Annotated in this window: 18 protein-coding genes; 11 read left to right on the forward strand and 7 right to left on the reverse strand. The window is 58.2% G+C overall.

The genetic code is table 11. From position 1 onward, the window contains the following. Window positions 1-13: 13 nt before the first annotated feature. From Q1A91_RS11265 to Q1A91_RS11275, 3 genes are all read left to right on the forward strand, one after another. Window positions 14-739 carry a hypothetical protein gene (locus Q1A91_RS11265; RefSeq protein WP_299876875.1) on the forward strand — a complete coding sequence of 242 codons (726 nt, stop codon included), beginning with the start codon at window positions 14-16 and terminating at the stop codon, window positions 737-739. Then, the gene (mutM, locus tag Q1A91_RS11270) at window positions 739-1,590 is read left to right on the forward strand and encodes a bifunctional DNA-formamidopyrimidine glycosylase/DNA-(apurinic or apyrimidinic site) lyase (RefSeq protein ID WP_299876878.1); all 852 of its coding nucleotides are present in this window, start codon (window positions 739-741) and stop codon (window positions 1,588-1,590) included. Before Q1A91_RS11265 ends, mutM begins: the two co-directional genes overlap by 1 nt. 63 nt (window positions 1,591-1,653) lie before the next feature. Then, a complete protein-coding gene (locus Q1A91_RS11275; protein WP_299876881.1) occupies window positions 1,654-2,430 on the forward strand; it encodes an enoyl-CoA hydratase in 777 nt (258 codons plus the stop codon). Between the two features lie 264 nt (window positions 2,431-2,694). On the opposite strand, the gene Q1A91_RS11280 is transcribed toward Q1A91_RS11275, so the two are convergent. The 4 genes from Q1A91_RS11280 to dctP form a co-directional block, all read right to left on the reverse strand. Then, on the reverse strand, window positions 2,695-2,856 hold the full coding sequence (locus Q1A91_RS11280; protein WP_299876884.1) for a hypothetical protein: 162 nt from the start codon (window positions 2,854-2,856) through the stop codon (window positions 2,695-2,697). Window positions 2,857-2,994: 138 nt separating this feature from the next. Beyond that, window positions 2,995-4,335 (reverse strand): TRAP transporter large permease, encoded by a 1,341-nt coding sequence (locus Q1A91_RS11285; protein WP_299876887.1) that lies wholly within the window; start codon window positions 4,333-4,335, stop codon window positions 2,995-2,997. A 3-nt stretch (window positions 4,336-4,338) separates the two neighbouring features. Then, window positions 4,339-4,833: a TRAP transporter small permease gene (locus Q1A91_RS11290; protein WP_299876890.1), complete on the reverse strand. Its 495-nt coding sequence runs from the start codon at window positions 4,831-4,833 to the stop codon at window positions 4,339-4,341. 74 nt (window positions 4,834-4,907) lie between these two features. Continuing rightward, on the reverse strand, window positions 4,908-5,987 hold the full coding sequence (dctP, locus tag Q1A91_RS11295; RefSeq protein ID WP_299876893.1) for a TRAP transporter substrate-binding protein DctP: 1,080 nt from the start codon (window positions 5,985-5,987) through the stop codon (window positions 4,908-4,910). A gap of 101 nt (window positions 5,988-6,088) precedes the next feature. On the opposite strand from dctP, the gene Q1A91_RS11300 reads away from it, so the two are divergent. From Q1A91_RS11300 to Q1A91_RS11320, 5 genes are all read left to right on the forward strand, one after another. Continuing rightward, the gene (locus Q1A91_RS11300; RefSeq protein ID WP_299876896.1) at window positions 6,089-6,889 is read left to right on the forward strand and encodes an IclR family transcriptional regulator; all 801 of its coding nucleotides are present in this window, start codon (window positions 6,089-6,091) and stop codon (window positions 6,887-6,889) included. An 87-nt stretch (window positions 6,890-6,976) separates the two neighbouring features. After that, entirely contained in the window at window positions 6,977-8,239 is a 1,263-nt protein-coding gene (locus tag Q1A91_RS11305; RefSeq protein WP_299876899.1) for an aconitase family protein, read from the forward strand. A 3-nt stretch (window positions 8,240-8,242) separates the two neighbouring features. After that, window positions 8,243-8,764 (forward strand): hypothetical protein, encoded by a 522-nt coding sequence (locus Q1A91_RS11310; RefSeq protein WP_299876902.1) that lies wholly within the window; start codon window positions 8,243-8,245, stop codon window positions 8,762-8,764. Continuing rightward, a complete protein-coding gene (locus Q1A91_RS11315) occupies window positions 8,761-9,642 on the forward strand; it encodes an isocitrate lyase/PEP mutase family protein (RefSeq protein WP_299876905.1) in 882 nt (293 codons plus the stop codon). Before Q1A91_RS11310 ends, Q1A91_RS11315 begins: the two co-directional genes overlap by 4 nt. A gap of 12 nt (window positions 9,643-9,654) precedes the next feature. Next, window positions 9,655-11,280: a hypothetical protein gene (locus Q1A91_RS11320; protein WP_299876908.1), complete on the forward strand. Its 1,626-nt coding sequence runs from the start codon at window positions 9,655-9,657 to the stop codon at window positions 11,278-11,280. A gap of 179 nt (window positions 11,281-11,459) precedes the next feature. On the opposite strand, the gene Q1A91_RS11325 is transcribed toward Q1A91_RS11320, so the two are convergent. The 3 genes from Q1A91_RS11325 to Q1A91_RS11335 are packed head-to-tail and all read right to left on the reverse strand — an operon-like array spanning window position 11,460 to window position 13,594. Beyond that, window positions 11,460-11,897 (reverse strand): PaaI family thioesterase, encoded by a 438-nt coding sequence (locus Q1A91_RS11325; RefSeq protein ID WP_299876911.1) that lies wholly within the window; start codon window positions 11,895-11,897, stop codon window positions 11,460-11,462. Between the two features lie 36 nt (window positions 11,898-11,933). Then, window positions 11,934-12,524, reverse strand: a complete 591-nt coding sequence (locus tag Q1A91_RS11330; RefSeq protein WP_299876914.1) for an HAD-IA family hydrolase — start codon at window positions 12,522-12,524, stop codon at window positions 11,934-11,936. Further along, window positions 12,512-13,594: a hypothetical protein gene (locus tag Q1A91_RS11335; RefSeq protein WP_299876917.1), complete on the reverse strand. Its 1,083-nt coding sequence runs from the start codon at window positions 13,592-13,594 to the stop codon at window positions 12,512-12,514. The genes Q1A91_RS11330 and Q1A91_RS11335 overlap by 13 nt, the downstream gene beginning before the upstream one ends. Before the next feature lie 215 nt (window positions 13,595-13,809). Here Q1A91_RS11335 and Q1A91_RS11340 point away from each other — a divergent pair, with 215 nt between their 5' ends. From Q1A91_RS11340 to dnaA, 3 genes are all read left to right on the forward strand, one after another. After that, window positions 13,810-14,694 (forward strand): LysR substrate-binding domain-containing protein, encoded by an 885-nt coding sequence (locus tag Q1A91_RS11340; protein ID WP_299876919.1) that lies wholly within the window; start codon window positions 13,810-13,812, stop codon window positions 14,692-14,694. 353 nt (window positions 14,695-15,047) lie between these two features. Continuing rightward, window positions 15,048-15,311, forward strand: coding sequence for a 30S ribosomal protein S20 (gene rpsT, locus Q1A91_RS11345; protein ID WP_299876922.1), 264 nt, complete (start codon window positions 15,048-15,050; stop codon window positions 15,309-15,311). A gap of 517 nt (window positions 15,312-15,828) precedes the next feature. Further along, the gene (dnaA, locus tag Q1A91_RS11350; protein WP_299876924.1) at window positions 15,829-17,214 is read left to right on the forward strand and encodes a chromosomal replication initiator protein DnaA; all 1,386 of its coding nucleotides are present in this window, start codon (window positions 15,829-15,831) and stop codon (window positions 17,212-17,214) included. The last annotated feature ends 62 nt before the right edge of the window (window positions 17,215-17,276 follow it).

Raw genomic sequence — 17,276 nt, forward strand, 5'->3', positions numbered from 1 at the left:
GATATAGCCTCAGATGGGCAGATACAAACTTCCTTTTGACGCAGGCCGGTTAGACCAGATGTGGATATTCGAAGCGATTTGGCAAAAGGCATTGGCGGTGGTCGAGGCCGCGCGCACCGCGCCAGAGGTGTTTTTTCCGATCTTTGTCGTTGGCCTGATTCTGATCTGGCTAAAATGGCGTGTGCTGGGCAAGGGTATGCGCCGCGCGGCGCGCGACAATTACGCCGGATGGACCACCGACGCCAAGGCGGGCACCAAAACACACGAAACCGGAGTGGGAACCACATCTGTGCTGGTGATGAAACCTGCCAAGATGCTCTGGGTTTCTGTCTGGACCTTTGTGTTTTTTGGCGGCGGTGCGCTGTTCCTGGCGACCCGCAACGCGCCGCTGACCTTAAGGGACAAGGCCAGCGTTGCGATCAGCGCCGTCTTCGCCCTGCTTGCAGTTGTCCTTTTTATCCGCTCGTTTGACCGCATCCGCATCTATGATGGCCGAATCGAACGGACAAGGCTTTTTGCCCGCCGCGTCTCCGCGCCGCTTTCGACCCTCACGTCGGTTGCGCCTTTGTCAAAGACGATCCTCGGAGGGGTCACGCTGACTTTCAACGACGGGCAGCGGCTCAAAATTCCGGCGCGCATGACCGGATACCGCCAACTGCTTGACCATCTCGCGGTGGAGGATCCCAAGCTACGCCTGATGATGACCCTCGCCACCCGCCAAATGGAGGCGCAGAAATAGTGCCCGAACTTCCCGAAGTAGAGACTGTTATGCGTGGTCTGGCCCCCGCCATGACGGGTGCGGTGATCGCGCAGGCGGACGTGAACCGGCCCGATCTGCGCTGGCCGTTCCCGGTGGATATGTCTGCGCGGCTAAGCGGGCAAAAGGTCCTGCAACTGCGCCGTCGGTCGAAATACATCCTTGCGGATCTGGCGTCGGGGGAATCGCTTCTGATCCATCTTGGTATGTCGGGGCGGATGCTGGTGTCAGGCGATCCGCTGGGGCAGTTTGCGCACAACCACCCCGCGCCGGAGAAACACGACCATGTTGTGTTGCACATGGACAACGGCGCGCGGATCACCTTCAACGACCCCCGCCGCTTTGGCGCGATGGACCTGATGGAGACGGCGACCGCCGCCAGCCACAAGCTGCTCGCCGTGCTGGGGCCGGAACCGCTGGGGAATGATTTTCACGAAACGCATCTGATTGCTGCTCTGAAAGGCCGCATGATGCCTGTAAAATCGGCGCTGCTGGATCAGAAAATCGTGGCCGGGCTGGGCAATATCTATGTCTGCGAGGCGCTTTACCGGGGACGCATCCACCCCGCGCGCAAAACCGGGCGCATCTCAAAACCCCGCATCGCGGCGCTGGTGCCGATCATCCGGCAGGTGCTGGCAGAGGCGATTGAGGCAGGCGGATCATCGCTGCGCGATTTCCGGCAAGCCGATGGGGAACTGGGGTATTTCCAACACAACTTTGATGTCTATGGCCGCGAAGGTGCACCCTGCCGCACCCCCGATTGCAGCCAGCCCATCAGGCGGATTGTGCAGTCAGGCCGGTCGTCCTTCTATTGCCCAACCTGTCAAAGATAGCTTGAACCACGCCCCCCCCGTGATATGCACGATGGTCTGAGCAACAACCAAAGAGCATTCTTGATGGCTTATGAAACGATCAATCTTGACGTAGACAACCATATTGCCCTGATCACCCTGAACCGACCCGACGCGATGAACGCGCTCAACGATGTGTTGTTGGGAGAGCTGGCGGATGCGCTGAACGGGTGCCAGGAAAACGACAAGGTGCGCTGCATCGTGATCACCGGCTCGGAGAAGGCCTTCGCCGCCGGGGCCGACATTGCGATGATGAAGGACAAGAGCTTTGTCGATGTCTTCTCGGGTGATCTTTTCACGGCTGAGACGGATCAGATCATGCGCGTGCGCAAGCCGATCATCGCGGCGGTCTCCGGCTATGCGCTGGGTGGCGGGTGCGAATTGGCAATGATGTGCGACTTTATCATTGCGTCGGAGACGGCGAAATTTGGCCAGCCCGAGATTAATCTGGGCGTGGTTGCCGGCATCGGCGGCACGCAGCGCCTGACGCGACTGATCGGCAAATCCAAAGCGATGGATATGAACCTGACCGGCCGTTTCATGGATGCTGAAGAGGCAGAGCAGTCTGGGCTGGTGTCCCGCGTGGTGCCGGTGAAAAAGCTGATGGATGAAGCGATGGGTGCCGCAGGCAAGATCGCGGAGAAATCCATGATCACGGTGATGGTGGTGAAAGAGGCGGTGAACCGCGCCTATGAAGTGCCTTTGCGCGAAGGTCTGCTGTTTGAACGCCGGGTATTCCATTCGCTGTTCGCGACGGAAGACCAGAAAGAAGGCATGTCGGCCTTTGTGGAGAAGCGTGAGGCGCAGTTCCGGGATCGGTGAGGTTGCAGCCGGAGACGTGTGCTTTGCGGGGCAAAACGATCATTGGTTGCATGCCTCCCGATGACCGCTGGTCGATGAAGCTTCATCACGAAGATGGCTGACGATCATATCCGAAAGCTTGGCGTGAAAGGTCGCGCGCGAGCGTGCACCTGCATCCTCACACAACGGGTCCATTTCTCCTTCATTCTCACGGATACGCGGTCCGGCTGGCTTACACGCAGCCAGTCAGTTGAAATGCGTGGCATCCGGAACCAGACCATATTGCTACTGCGGAACCGGGGATGCCGCACTGCCCGCATACACATCGGCGGTAATTGTCCCTTCTTCGCGGAGGTTGATCAGCAGCATCGGGATGGCGATCTCGCTCAGGCTGTCCTCGATCAGCGTGCGGGCAATGCCGGGATCAACAATCACTGCCGAGCTCATCCTCGAATCCTGCAAGTTCTGCCCTGCAGGCGATAGATCAAGGCAGTGCAGGTCAATTGCGCGTTTGCTGACGAAGACATGAAATTCACCGCAACAATCTGCGTTTCTGGCATGCCCCTGCGTCGGTCGCCCCGCCTCTTAAACAAAGGTTGTGAGGTACAGCGACAGGGCTGGGATCAACAGAATGGCACCGAGGACGAATACTTCCGCCAACAGGAACCAGGAGACACCGCCGAAGATGGCTTCGAGCGATATGCGGTCATTGACGATGGACTTGATCACAAAGACGTTCAGCCCGATGGGCGGTGTCACCAGTCCGATTTCGAGCAGCTTGATTACAACGACACCGAACCAGATCAGCGAGAGGTCAAACGATTCCACGATAGGGATCGTCAGGGGCAGGGTCAGCAGAATGATACCGATGGAATCGAGAAACATGCCAAGGAAGATGTAGAGCAATACGATCAGTGCCATCACCATGACGAGCGAAACGCCGGAGGTTTCGATCCATGCGGTGATGTCGGCGGCCATTCCGGTGAGGGCGATAAAGTTGACAAAGAGTTTGCCGCCAATCGCGATGACAAAAATCATCGAGGATTGAAAGACGCTTTCTTTCAGGGCGGCATAGATGCCGTTCAGTTTCAGGCGCCCTAGGATCACCCCGAGAAAGAGAGTTGCCGCAGCACCGATGCCCGCGGCCTCTGTCGGCGTGAAAAGTCCGATGTAGATGCCGCCCACCACGACAACGAAGATCGCGATGATCGCCCAGCAATCGCGCAGCGCACGCATGCGGGCCGGGCGGGTGATTTCCTCGTTCGGGACGGGCGCATCCTGCGGACGCATGCGCACCCAGATGTAGATGACCAGCATATAGGCGGCGAGCGAGATCAGACCGGGGATAATGGCGGCAATGAATAGTTTGGCGATCGATTGCTCGGCGAAGATACCGTAAAGGATGAAAAGCACGCTGGGCGGTATCAGCGACCCAAGCGTGCCGCCGATGGCGACCGAGCCTGCCGCCAATGATTTGGCATAGCCAAAGCTCAGCATCTCGGGGATGGCGATGCGGCCCATGGCGGCGGCGCAGGCCACGGACGACCCTGTGATCGCCGCGAAACCGCCACAGCCCATGACGGATGCCATGGCCACGCCACCGGGCAGCTTGGCCAGCCACAGTCTGGCGGCGCGGTAGATGTCGGTGGTGAAGCCGGACTCGTAGGCGAGGTGGCCCATGAAGATGAAAAGCGGGATGGTCGAAAGCGTCGAACTGGTGATGAAGGCGTAAGGATTGTTCGCCATCAATGAAAAGGTCGGCTGCCAGGCCCATTGGGGGGCGAATTCCGCTCCGGGCCGCCAGGCGAAGATGATGAAGATCCCCACGGAGGACACAACACCGAGGGATGCGGCGATCGGCACCCGCAGGGCGAGCAGCAAGAGACTGGCGACGAGGCCGATGATACCTACTGTGAGCGGATCCATGCCTTAGTTGTCCTGCCCGCCGGGGCGGTAGGCCTCACGCAGACTTTCGTAGGTGTTCATGGTGAGCCTCAGCAGGAAGGCAGCGACGCCGAAGGCGAAGATGCACTTCATCGGCCAGGTTGGCACGTCGAGCTGGCCGTCGTAATAGAGGTTCTGGGCAATCTCGGAAGGCACCTTCTTGGCCACGACAACACCCATCGTCCCGAGAAAGAGACCGAAGAGCAGATTTCCGAAAGCCGCGAGGATGGCCTGAACGCGCAGGGGCAAAAGGTTGGCGATAACAGTGACTGCGATGTGCCCCTTCTGACGCTCCACATAGGCCAGCGGCAGGACGATAACGCAGACCATCAGCAAGCCGATGAGCAGCAGATCATCGGGGACGGGGTGGTTGAACATTCCCCGCCCGATCACCGAGCCGGTCACAATCAGGCCCATCAAGAGCAAAGCCGCGCAGCCGATCCAGAGGGCCAAGTTTTCGATGTAGGTGATCAGTCGCATTGTCGCCCTGCCAGTAGGTTCCGTTCAGGTGGCGATCCGCGCCTGAAAAAGGCGCGGATCAGAACTTTGGCAGATCAACGATCCCAAGGATATCCCTTGTCGTCCCGCTCAGCGGTGTATTTCGCGACCAGTTCTTCGAAAGCGCCATAGACCCCATCGGCGTCCAGGCCCTTGTCCGATGCCTTCGACTTCCAGGAGGCGACATCGTCATTCGCGATCTGAACAAGGGAGGTGCGCAGCTCTTCGGTCGGTTCCACGACCTCGATCTTGTGGCCGTCGATCCCTGCCTCAAGCTCTGCCCTCACCTCGGTGCGCGAAGCGTACATCTTCTCGGCGACATACTGGGTGAATTCGAGACCCAGATCGTCGATCAGCGTCTGCTGTTCGGGAGACAGGCTCATGTAGGTGTTCATGTTCATCCCGATGCCAAAGGCCAGGGTCTGACCCATGTTAAGCTCGGTGATGTACTTGGCGACCTCGTATTGTTTGTAGGCTTTGACCACATAGTAGTAAGTCGTCGACCCGCCGACAGCGCCTGCGGACAGGGATTCATAGACCTGCGGCTGTGACACGGACACGGTAGAGGCGCCCTTGGCCTCCAGTGCGGGTACGAAAGCACCCGTCGCGCGGATTGTCATGCCCTCAAGGTCCGCCGCGCTGGTGACGGGGGTATCCTTTGTCAGCAACTGCGTGGGGCCTGTCGTGTAGTTGCCGAAGTACTTGATATTGGACTTTTTCTGTTCGTCCAAAGCGGCTTCGTTCGTTGTCATGAAATCGTAGGCGGCCATCATACCGACCCATTCGTCACCGAACTGGATCGTATCGGTTACCTCATAGGCGACCAGCTGGCCCGGTGCGTAAACCGGAACGATCGAAGCCATATCGGCGACACCGTCTGACAGACCCTGTGCAGCCGTCTTGGCTCCCAGAAGAGCGCCGCCCCAAGTGATGTCGAGACCCAGCGTGCCGCCGGAGCGCTCGCGCATTTCCTCGTTTAGCCATTCGAGTGCGGCGGCACGGGTGCCGCGATTGGGGCCGAACTCGGCAAAGCGTAGCTCGCGCATCTGCGCCTCGGCGCTCGTGGGTGCGGTGAAAGTAAGGATGCCTGCCGTCATCAGTGCCGGCAGCAGTATTCCCTTGATAAGCGTTTTCATTGGTAATCCTCCCTTGCCTGGAACTACGTCCAGAGCCCCAACTATCGCACAATTGCGTTGCTTTTTGTCAACAAGTAATTTACATTTCAACAGGTGAAATTATGAGGGTTGAGAATGTGGAAATGAAATCATCGGTGCGCGACGGTAGCAGCCTGCCTCGTGTCAGGGCTGTCACACGGGCCGTGTCGATCCTGCGGGCCTTTACACTCGGGCGGCCCAACCTTGCACTGGGTGAAATCGTCAAGATTACCGGTCTGGACGCCGGCACAACCAGACGCCTCCTCGTGACCCTGCGCGACGAGGGGCTGGTGCGGCAGGATACGGCAAGCGGCCTTTACAGCGCCTCTATCGGACTGCTGGAACTGAGCCGGGCGGTCCCTGAATCCCTGTCGCTGACTTCCTTGGTCGAGGATCGCATAAAACAACTGGCAGAGGATACTCAGACGACGGTCTATCTGTCGACGGTGAGTGGCGACACTGTGCTTTGCACCGCGCGCCACAACGGAGGACGCGCGATCGAGGTGCGCTGGTGGGCGGTGGGAGAGCATCGCGCCTTCAACAAGGGCACCGGCCCGCGCGTGCTGCTGGCTTATCAACCGGAGGAACGCCGGGAAGCGGTGATGCGGGATATCCTGGCGCTGAAGCCCGAGCAGGTGGCGGATCTCAGAGCCGAACTGGATGAAATCCGTGAGACTGGCGTGATCGTCAAGCACGACGAAATCGCGACGGGACTTTCCGCGATGGCCGTGCCCCTGCTGGATCACAAGGGAAACGTTCTTGGCGCCATATCCACCGGTGGACTGAGCCCAAGGTACAAGGGTGCCGAGCGGTCCGAGATGCAAAAGCTGATGACGAAAGCCTCGGCCGAGATGGTCGAGAAACTGCGCGGTTTCATTGAGTGATTTCATCATATGAAATTATAGTTATTGGTTGACTAATATCTCGATTCGGCAAATGCTTGATAGAACTGTTGCGTTGGGAGGACGACAATGGGCTACACACTTGCCGAAAAAATCTTGGCGCGGGTTTCCGAAAAGGCGGGCGTGCGCGCGGGTGACGAGGTTCTGGCCAAGCCCGACTTCGTCATTGCGTACGATTTCCCAGGCTATACGGATGTGATCTTCAAGCAGATGGAAGAGGATTTCGGCATCGACAAGGTGGCGGAGCCGGATCGCTATGCCCTTTTCATCGACCATATGGTGCCCGCCACCACCACACAGGAAGAAGAGCTGCACCAGCTGACCCGCGACTGGGGCGAAAAGAACAAGGTCCCGGTCTATGAGCGCAAGGGGATCGGCCATCAGGTGGCGGCCGAACTCGGCTATGCGACGCCGGGTGCTTTCGTCGTGCATTTCGACGGGCATATCTCGCAACTGGGCACCTTCGGCACGCTCGCCATCGGCGTGCGCCGGCACTTGCTGGAGGCTTTCGTCAAGGAACGCATCAAGTTCAAGGTGCCGGAAACCACGCGGATCGACCTGACCGGCACGCTTCAACGCGGTGTGACGGCGCGTGACGTCTTTCACCATATCGTCCGCGTGCTGGGCCCGCGCGGCTGCCGTGGTCAGGTGATGGAGCTGGGCGGCGATACCATCGACAACATGAGCCTCGAAGGGCGCCAGTCGATCAACTGCCTTGCGATGTTCACCGGGGCGATCACCGCGCTGATGAACCCCGATCAAAAGGCGCTCGACTATATGAAACCGCGCCAGCGGCTCGACATAGAGCCGCTTTTCTCGGACCCCGATTGCACCTATGCCGCCCGGCACGAAATCGACGTGGGCGCGCTGGAACCCATCGTCGTCGTCCCGCCCAGCCCTGCTGACACCCGCAATCTGAGCGAAGTCACCGGCACCGAAGTGCAGGTCGGATATCTCGGCTCCTGCGCTTCGGGCCGGGTCGAGGATCTGGAAATCGCGGCGGACGTGCTGGAAGGCCACAAGGTCAAGGACGGCTTTCAGCTCAATGTCATTCCGACCAGCAAGGAGATCATGGAAGTCGCCGCCGAACGGGGCATCATCACGCGCCTGATCAACGCCGGGGCCTTCATCAGCTCATCCTCCTGCGATTATTGTTTCGGTCGCATGGGCGTCATGCGCGCAGGCCAGCGGGCCGTTTCAACCGGCACATTGAACGTGCGCGGACGCATGGGGTCGCCCGACAGCGAAATCTACATCGTCAATGCCGCTGCGGTTGCTGCCTCGGCCATCGAAGGGCGCATCGCCGATCCGCGCCCCTACCTGAAGGATTGAGCCATGGCGCTGGACAACCTCAAAGGCCGTGTCGCCTGGATTTTCGAGCAAGAAGACTTCGACGTCGATCAGATCGTCGGGGTGAAGAACATCAAGATCAAGGACCCGGTTGAGCTGGGAAAACTGGCGATGCGCGCCGAGGATCCGGAATTCGCCGACAAGGTGCGCCCCGGCGATCTGCTGATCGGGAACCATAATTTTGGCTATGGCCATCCGCATTACCCGCCGATGATCGGCATGAGACAGCTTGGCATCGGTGGTGTCATCGCCGAAAGTTTTTCGCCAGGGTATTGGCGCGGCGAGATCGCGATGGGATTTCCACAGGTAGAATGCACCGGGATTCTTGCGGCGGTCAGCCGTTGGGACGAGATCGAGATCGACTGGGCCAGCAGCACCTTTCACAACCACACCACCGGCGCGACCCTGCCTGTTGAACCGCTGAGCGACGGTGACCGCCTGATGCTCGAGGCGGGGGGATTGGTAGGGTATCTGCACGCGCGCGATAAAGAGGAACGTATCGCATGATCAGCCAGCAACAGAAAAAGGATTTCGCCGCCGCTCTGCGGGCCGGAGAGATGCAGATCGCACCGGGGTGCTATGACGCTATGTCGGCGATGATGGCGGTCAAGGGCGGGGCTCAGGCGGTCATGACCTCGGGTTTCGCCGTTTCCGCCAGCCACCTCGGCTTTCCCGATGTCGAGCTCTATACAATGACTGAAAACCTCAACGTGGTGCGTAACATCGCGAATGCCGTCGATGTGCCGGTGGTGGCAGATACGGACACCGGATACGGCAACGCTATGAACGTCATGCGCACCGTTCGCGAGTTCGAGCAGGCGGGCGTCTGCGCGATGATCTTCGAAGATCAGGTGGCCCCCAAACGCTGCGCGGCAGCGGCGAACCAGCTGGAGATCATCTCGGCCTACGAACATGCGGGCAAGATCCGTGCGGCGGTGCAGGCGCGGCGCGATCCAGACACGCTGATCATCGCGCGCACCGATGCCATGACGCAGGACGAGGCGATCGACCGGGCCAAGATGTACGCCGAAGCGGGCGCGGACCTGATCCAGCCGATCAGCCGGACCTTCACCGATTTCGATGGCCTCAAGCGGATGCGCGCGGCGGTGGGGGTTCCCCTGTCACTGCAGATCCTCGGCTGGTTGGAAAAGGACCTGACGCAGGCGCAGATGGCCGAGGTGGCAGGCGTTGCCTGCTACCCGCTGGTCGGACTGATGACGGCGGCCCAGGCCATGCAGGACAACTATGCGAAACTTCTGTCTGACAAGGGCACGGCGCGCTTGCCTCACCCGGTGATGAGCATGGCGGACTTCAAGACATTCATTGGCTTTCAGGAAATCGAGGAACAGCAGGTAGAGTTCATGCTGGCGGACCTCAATAGCTGAGAAGGAAGCATCGTGCCCGAGGATTTCACCAGAATCGCGTCAGAACGGTCGCCCAACAACATGTCCACCTCACCCGAGGTGGATCGCAGCGGATTGATCAGGCCGCAGGGCCTGCCCAGCTTTGACACGCCGCCCCTGCAATCTGCCCGCCCCCCGCGCTGTCCTCCCTTCGTCGAGATCACGAACAGCGATCAACTGTTGCCCTATCTCGAACACGTGGCGCAACGGCCCTACAACCACGGGCTCAATGCCTGCTGGGACCTTCAGCCGGGCGAGCGCGTGATGCTGCGGGTGGACAATTGGCATTCCGAACTGACCATCGAAGCCTGCAAGAAGATACTCGAAAAGTATCAGGTGAAATACGACATCAAGTACATCGACCGGGGCCCGATCCCCCAGTGGGTCGGGGCGGATGAGGTCGAATACTATCTGTTCCGGACCAAGGAATTGGCCGAATGGATGGACATGTGGGAAGAAGAGGAAAAGAACCAGGCCTACGACAAGATCCTGATGGGCTACGGCGGGCCGGTGCTTGCCGAGCGGCTCATCAAGATCCAGCGCATGCCCTTTATCACACCGGAAATCCTGGCCTCTCCCGCCCATGCCATGCCCATCGAGGTGCTCAATGCGATGGACATGTGGACCTGGGAACGTATCCGGGCAGCCAAGAGATGCCGCATTACGGACCCTGAAGGCACGGACCTCAGTTTCACCAACCACGACGCATACTGGGACAGTGAGCGCAAGTTCTACGACCCGGACCTGACGGCAGCGACCTGGACGGGGAATGAGCATTTCGGCAAAACCTATCTGCCCGGACACGTGACCGGACGGCCCTGGATGTTCCACCCCACCAAGGAGGATGGCGAAGGCGTGATCGCCGGGACGACGAACCACATCGCGGCAGTGGACTGGACCCAACTGATCGTCGAACGCTCCAAGATCACCGAAATCCGCGAAGGCGGCGCGTTTGGCGACAAGCTGCGCGACGTGATGGAGCGGACCAAGGACATCCAGTATCCGACCTTCCCCGACAAGGGCATCATGCACTGGTGGGAAGCCTCTATCGGGACCAACCCGCATATCCACCGCCCCCGCAAAGATTTCCCCGCGGGCTTTGTGAACTGCCTCTATGAGCGGGTGCGATCCGGCGTCATTCACATGGGCTTTGGCACGATCATCTCATCCATGGCCGAACGTGAAGCGGCGCGGATGGGGCACCTGGTCGGCCATTGGCACCTGCATCTCTACTTCCCCACCTACGAGGCCGAGATGGGTGGAGACAACGAGACTATCATCGAAAATGGCCGACTGGGTGCGCTGGATGATCCTGCAATCCGCAAGATCGCGGCCAAGTATGGCGATCCGGACATGTGGCTCGATGAAAGCTGGAATCCGGCGGTGCCGGGGATCAACATGGATGGCAACTATTGGGACCATTACGCGCGCGACCCTCTCCATTGGGTGAAATCCGAACTGGAGATATGCCGTAATTATCACCCGATGTTCATGAAAATGGTAGGCGCGGACAACAAGTACTGCCATGGCCCCGGGGCCGACTGGTGGAAGGGCGGCTGCTGCAATCACAGTGGTGTTGAAGCACCAGTGCTGGGCGGCAACTGTTGCGGCAGCCATTAGGTCGTGTTGCAGCCGATTTCGTGAGACCGGCCATTCAAAACGGAACTGCGCATCGGTCACGTCAGTGTTCGCCAGAATTCAGGTCAAAAAATTCGCTGCGCTGTGCGGGAGACATCCGCACGAAGATACACGGATAGCACCTGCTGCCGATGGCCTCGCATAGCATCAGGTTAGTCGGGTCATGAGATTTTCGAACTCTTGGTTGTAACCAGTCCGGAAGCGCAGAGCAAGCCATCTTCGCTTTCATTCCAGATGGACACCGTAGCCGTAGAGATTGAACGACCGGCGCTCAAAACATGCCCAATTGCAATGAGAGTTGCGGCTTTGGCCGGTATGTGGAGCTTCACTGAGTAATCGAGTGTCACCAGCATATGATTTTGTGGAAGCAAAGTACCATTGGCCGCAGCACCGGCAAAATCAATCAATGCGCCGATGATACCGCCTTGAAAGCTCCCCTGATGCTCGAGGAGTTCCGCTCGGGAGCTGAGGTTCAGTTGCACCAACCCCGGTTCAACTTTGGCGAACTCGAAGCCAATATAGCGGGCCGCTGGCATTGAACCCACAACCTGCGTCACATTCTTCTCAAAGTTTGGGTTCGGAGCTTCAAATTCTGGCATGTTTTCTCCCCAGCAATAAGGTTCAGAGTGGTGCGTTTAGATTTCGTGGTGTTGCTCCGCAGTGTGACCCCCGACAAAACCAACAGGTCGCATACCTGCGGCGCGGGCCGCGCCAACACCGGCCACGCAGTCCTTTGCGACAGCGCATTTGGACGGTTCGGCGTCCGTGATGTTCGCAGACAATAGAAACAAGTCGGGATGCGGTTTCCCACGTGGCATCAATGATGTCGAAAAGATTTGTGGGGATAAGAGTTCGAAGAGGCCAGCTTCAATCAGGCCGAGGGCCAGTTTTGCAGGCGACGAGCTTGATGCCACGCACTTCTTTACTGCTAACGTAGAGATAACCTCAGAAGCGCCATCGATTGTGCTCAACTCAGATCGATACGTCTCAATGACGAACTCCTCAACCTGCATGTCGAAGTTTTCCGGAAGAGGGTGATCAAGCTGCGCTTCCAATGTTTCGTACATGGTTTCTGACGGAACACCCGCACAGCATTCTATGATGTCTTCGCAAGTCACTTGGTATCCCGCTGAGAACGCTTGGGCGTCCACGGAACAGACAATGCGTTCACTGTCGATCAAAACGCCATCACTATCAAAAATGATCCGTTCGACTAAACCTGCCATAGGATCACGAACGCTAACAATAGTGCCATACCCGCCAGGCCCTGTAGTGTCGCTCCGCAAGAAATGATGCGTAAGAAGCGCCCCTCGCCTTTTGCTCCTTCCAGTAAATCCTGGCGTACCAACCAGTAGTAACTGTCATTGGGTAAGATCGCGACGAAGGAACCAAGACAGATTGCAAAGACGGCGGTTACCGTGTCGACGCCGCTAGCGATCACAATGGGTGCTGCTATTGGTGCGATTGCCGCAAAGGTTGCCATCGATGAGCCCTGAACCAGCTTGAATAGAACGGTCAATCCGAAGAGGCCAATCAGGGTCAGTACACCGTTTCCTTGCGGGACAAAGCGATCCAGTTCCAGCAGACTCGTCAAAACTGCACCAAAAGCGCTCGCGGCACCGATAAGCAACAGCAGCGACCCTGTCCGGCGAACCGCGCTGTCCAAACAGCCCCGCCGCTCATCTGAAGGGGTCTGGAGCAATGCAAGGGTTGCAGCAGCGATCAGAGCTCCTTTGGGCGTAAAGAGAAAGTCTAATGCAACAACCCCAATATGCCCGACGACACCTCCAATTGTGAGCAAGCTTGCTAAGAGCAAAAAGGGGGCGAAGGTGATGAGCAAATGACCGCTTGCTCCTGCACTTTCCGGTGCATCAGTGATCGGGCGGACACCCAGTGAAAAACGTCCCCAGATCACACCAATTGCCCAGACGGGCACCATCAGTGCGATGCCATACAAAAGCAGCATGACAGGTTCGACCCCATTCGTTCCAGTTGCACCGAGGCCAGTCGCCACAATCAAGGGGCCCGCCGGATAGAGCAGCTTGAAACCGGCATATGCCCCAAAGGCGGCATCCAGCTTATAACGTCCCGCTGCAGGAGAAATCGCTGCGTAAGCGGTGTCAGGGCAAATCATACCTGCGCCAGCAATGGGCGACGCCAACGCCGATGTTCTGCCTGCGGCCTCAGACGTAACGTTCTGTCGCGACAGCGTGGCAGCCAGCGTGAAGGAGGGTAACAAAATCAACGCAAACTCGCCGAGAGCGCGCCCGAACCCGGAATTGAATTCGTGGATCATGTCTGGGACTTGCATCCCGCTTAGCAAGCCAAGAGCCAGAGTCAGAAAAAACATCCAGATAACCAAGGGCCAATCTGGCAGAATGCGCCTCAGGGTTGAACTGGTAGGGACGGCGGCCGATGCATCTGTCATTTTGAACCTTGTGTTTTGCGTGACTCAAACTCATGCTATTTCATGTCATCGCCATGCCGTAATGAGAAAAGATGGGCTTCAGGATGAGCCTTACTCATATCAGACCGCCCTTACGGTCGCTTCAAGTGTTCGAGGCAGCTGTGCGCTGCGGAAGTTTCACGGCCGCCGGAGAGGAACTTGGCATCACGCAAAGCGGGGTATCCCGACAGGTTTCAGATCTCGAGGGTATATTAGGTGTCGCCTTGTTTGTTCGCCGTGGCGCAAGGCTTCATGTCACCCCAGCGGGTGAGCGTTTGGCAGCCCAGTTGGCTGATGCTTTTTCTCGCACTTGGTCAGCAGTCGCAGATGTAAAGCGATCCGATCAAGTCGTCACTCTGTCGATGCTACCTTCAGTCGCGACCCGCTGGTTTGCCCCCAGGCTTGGCAGTTTTCTGAAAGCAAATCCGGACATCGACCTTCGCATCACTGCTTCACGACATCTCGTTGATTTTGTCTCTGAAGGGGTCGATGCAGCACTTCGCTACAGTCCATCGCCTTCTGGCAACCTGACTATGGTCAAACTCGGGAACGAAACAGTGCAGCCCGTTTGTTCACCGAGATACGCCAAGGAGCATGGCTTGAAGGTGCCAGACGATCTGAACCGAGCGACGTTGCTCCATGGTGACATCCCCGAAGATTGGCTTTCTTGGTTCGAAGCTGCCGATTGCGGTATCAAGCCACCTATGGGGCCACGTCTTGGGGATGACGGCGCAATACTGCAAGCGGCCTCAGAACATCAGGGCGTGGCACTTGGGCGGTCGCTTTTGGTGGCAGATGACATCGCGGCCGAGCGTCTGATTGCGCCGTTCTCTGTATCGCTCGACGCAAGTCACTCATATTGGTTTGTGCGACCCAAAAACCATGAAACAACAACTGCCCTGCTCGCTGTGGAAGAGTGGCTCATGGATCAGTTCCGGGCATCTGATTGAGTAACTGTGTGCGTTTCGCCTGTGGAGACAGTTTCGTAAAGACCAAGGAGCATGTGGTGTGACAGTATCCATCTAGGTTGGAGACGCTAACCAGCCAGAAGTCTGCGCACTCCTGCGGGCCGGGCATGGATTGATGGCCGCGCTCATTCCTGATCGCGCAAGAAATGAACTTTCTACCGAAGCCCATACAAGCTGCGACGCTCACCCTTTACAACGCACCCCAAACCCTTCTATAGCCGCCCGATACATGCGCGTGCAGCCCGCTCAGGCTAGAATCACCGCCCGTTTGAACGGGACTTGGGTTGGCGTGTCGCGCGCTCCAGAAATCTATATGAACCCAAAGGTCGATCAGCATGGCAAACACACCACAGTCCAAGAAACGCGCACGTCAGAACGAAAAGCGCTTCGCCTTCAACAAAGCGCGCCGTTCGCGCATCCGCACCTACCTGCGCAAGGTTGAAGAGGCGATTGAATCAGGTGATCAGGCTGCCGCCACGGCAGCTTTGAAAGTCGCTCAGCCTGAGCTGATGCGCGGCGTCACCAAGGGGGTGTATCATAAGAACACCGCTTCCAGAAAAATGTCGCGTCTGGCGTCACGGGTCAAGTCGCTGGGGTAACCAGCCCCAATGAATTATAGCGAATCGGGCTAATGGCTTGATTAAAAAGGCACTGCTCGGCGGTGCCTTTTTTCTTGGGGCAGGGTCTCAAAAATGCGCTTGGGATTCTTCGCCGGCAAATGTCAGAGTCAAGAATGAAGATATGTTGATGCCCCCCCTTCCAGCTTGCTAATCAATTCTAGCGATTCACGTCGCACGGGGGGACAGGCCCCAGGATGCAGGGCACGGCGCAACGTCCGGTCTGCTTTTGGGGACACTGCAACAGACGCCAAGACGTCTGGTCAAAAGTGGCTGCATGGGAACATGCGTGACCTGTCAGGTGAGAGCGAGGACGGTTTAACCGGATCTTGACGCAGTTTGGGACGCGTCAGGAAATTGGGAAGACCATTCTGTTATAAGTCCACAGGACGCAACCGGGCCACTGCTGGTCCCGGAATAGGAATTTGCTTTCTGCGGGTTGGCAATGTCCGGCCTTTTGGGAGAGGTCGGGCGAGAAAAAACTGGGGCGAAAAAGAGCATGATCCATTCGGACTGGGCTGAGATCAGCCAGCGGCTGTTGAAAACGGTAGGGCAGAACAACTTCACAACATGGATAGAGCCGCTGGTGCCGGGACCCATCGAAGACGGTCTGGCAACACTCTATGTACCGACGAACTTTTTCGGCAATTACGTCAGCCAGAACTTTGCCGACCTGATCCTGCATGAGATCGTCGCAGAAGGGATCGAGGCATCACGGCTGTCCTTTGCGCTGCCCCCCAGGCAGGCGATGCGTCCGCAGGTCCAGAAAACAAAGCCGCAGAATGGGTCCGCTGACGGCGCATCCCGATCGGCAACGGGGCAGAAAGCGGCTGGAGGAAACGTTCTGCATACTGCGCCGCTTGATCCCAAGTTCACCTTCGACACTTTTGTCGTGGGCAAGCCCAACGAGCTGGCCCATGCCGCTGCGCGCCGGGTGGCCGAAGGCGGGCCTGTCGTGTTCAATCCGCTGTTCCTCTATGGTGGTGTCGGTCTTGGTAAGACCCACCTGATGCACGCCATCGCCCATGAGCTGCAACGCAACAAGCCGCAGATGAACGTGCTTTATCTGTCGGCAGAGCAGTTCATGTACCGTTTTGTCCAGGCCTTGCGGGACCGCAAGATGCTGGATTTCAAGGAAATCTTCCGCTCCGTTGATGTTTTGATCGTGGATGATGTGCAGTTCATCGCGGGCAAGGACAGCACCCAGGAAGAGTTCTTTCACACGTTCAATTCCCTGGTGGATCAACGCAAGCAGATCATCCTGTCCGCGGATCGTGCGCCCGGTGACATCAAGGACCTTGAAGACCGTGTGAAGTCTCGACTGCAATGTGGTCTGGTTGTTGACATGCACCCAACCGACTACGAGCTGCGCCTTGGCATCCTGCAAAGCAAACTGGAAGTGCAGCGCGCGACCTATCCTGGCCTCGATGTGGGTGAAGGGGTGCTGGAATTTCTGGCCCACCGGATCACCGCCAACGTGCGTGTACTGGAAGGCGCGCTGACGCGGCTTTTTGCCTTTGCCTCCCTCGTTGGGCGTGAGATCGACATGGCGCTGACGATGGATTGCCTGTCAGACGTGCTGCGCGAATCCGAGCGGAAGATCTCTGTTGAGGAAATTCAGCGCACCGTGAGCGAGCATTACAACATCCGTCTCAGCGATATGCTGGGGCCAAAGCGTCTGCGCAGCTTTGCCCGGCCGCGTCAGGTGGCGATGTATCTGTGCAAGCAGTTCACCAGCCGCTCCCTCCCCGAGATTGGGCGGCGGTTTGGCGGGCGCGACCATACGACTGTGATGCACGGCGTGCGCCGGATCGAAGAGCTTGAACAATCTGACGAGCAGATTGCCGAGGATCTGCGTCTGCTGCGCCGGGCGTTGGACAAGTAAGCTCATATTCACGGGCACCGGCAGCGTGCCTTTCCGACCACATGCCGGATGTGGATCAGAGG

This window comes from uncultured Sulfitobacter sp. (assembly GCF_947500075.1).
Lineage (GTDB): Bacteria > Pseudomonadota > Alphaproteobacteria > Rhodobacterales > Rhodobacteraceae > Sulfitobacter.

Excerpts from the sequence above, each read along its gene's own strand:
- Q1A91_RS11265 (WP_299876875.1), top strand. The coding sequence starts at position 14 with ATGGGCAGATACAAACTTCCTTTTGACGCAGGCCGGTTAGACCAGATG.
- Q1A91_RS11290 (WP_299876890.1), bottom strand. The coding sequence starts at position 4,833 with ATGCGACTGATCACCTACATCGAAAACTTGGCCCTCTGGATCGGCTGC.
- Q1A91_RS11305 (WP_299876899.1), top strand. The coding sequence starts at position 6,977 with ATGGGCTACACACTTGCCGAAAAAATCTTGGCGCGGGTTTCCGAAAAG.
- Q1A91_RS11335 (WP_299876917.1), bottom strand. The coding sequence starts at position 13,594 with ATGATCCACGAATTCAATTCCGGGTTCGGGCGCGCTCTCGGCGAGTTT.
- rpsT (WP_299876922.1), top strand. The coding sequence starts at position 15,048 with ATGGCAAACACACCACAGTCCAAGAAACGCGCACGTCAGAACGAAAAG.
- Q1A91_RS11330 (WP_299876914.1), bottom strand. The coding sequence starts at position 12,524 with ATGGCAGGTTTAGTCGAACGGATCATTTTTGATAGTGATGGCGTTTTG.
- Q1A91_RS11275 (WP_299876881.1), top strand. The coding sequence starts at position 1,654 with ATGGCTTATGAAACGATCAATCTTGACGTAGACAACCATATTGCCCTG.
- dctP (WP_299876893.1), bottom strand. The coding sequence starts at position 5,987 with ATGAAAACGCTTATCAAGGGAATACTGCTGCCGGCACTGATGACGGCA.
- Q1A91_RS11285 (WP_299876887.1), bottom strand. The coding sequence starts at position 4,335 with ATGGATCCGCTCACAGTAGGTATCATCGGCCTCGTCGCCAGTCTCTTG.
- Q1A91_RS11310 (WP_299876902.1), top strand. The coding sequence starts at position 8,243 with ATGGCGCTGGACAACCTCAAAGGCCGTGTCGCCTGGATTTTCGAGCAA.
- Q1A91_RS11325 (WP_299876911.1), bottom strand. The coding sequence starts at position 11,897 with ATGCCAGAATTTGAAGCTCCGAACCCAAACTTTGAGAAGAATGTGACG.
- Q1A91_RS11315 (WP_299876905.1), top strand. The coding sequence starts at position 8,761 with ATGATCAGCCAGCAACAGAAAAAGGATTTCGCCGCCGCTCTGCGGGCC.
- dnaA (WP_299876924.1), top strand. The coding sequence starts at position 15,829 with ATGATCCATTCGGACTGGGCTGAGATCAGCCAGCGGCTGTTGAAAACG.
- Q1A91_RS11280 (WP_299876884.1), bottom strand. The coding sequence starts at position 2,856 with ATGAGCTCGGCAGTGATTGTTGATCCCGGCATTGCCCGCACGCTGATC.
- Q1A91_RS11340 (WP_299876919.1), top strand. The coding sequence starts at position 13,810 with ATGAGCCTTACTCATATCAGACCGCCCTTACGGTCGCTTCAAGTGTTC.
- Q1A91_RS11300 (WP_299876896.1), top strand. The coding sequence starts at position 6,089 with ATGAGGGTTGAGAATGTGGAAATGAAATCATCGGTGCGCGACGGTAGC.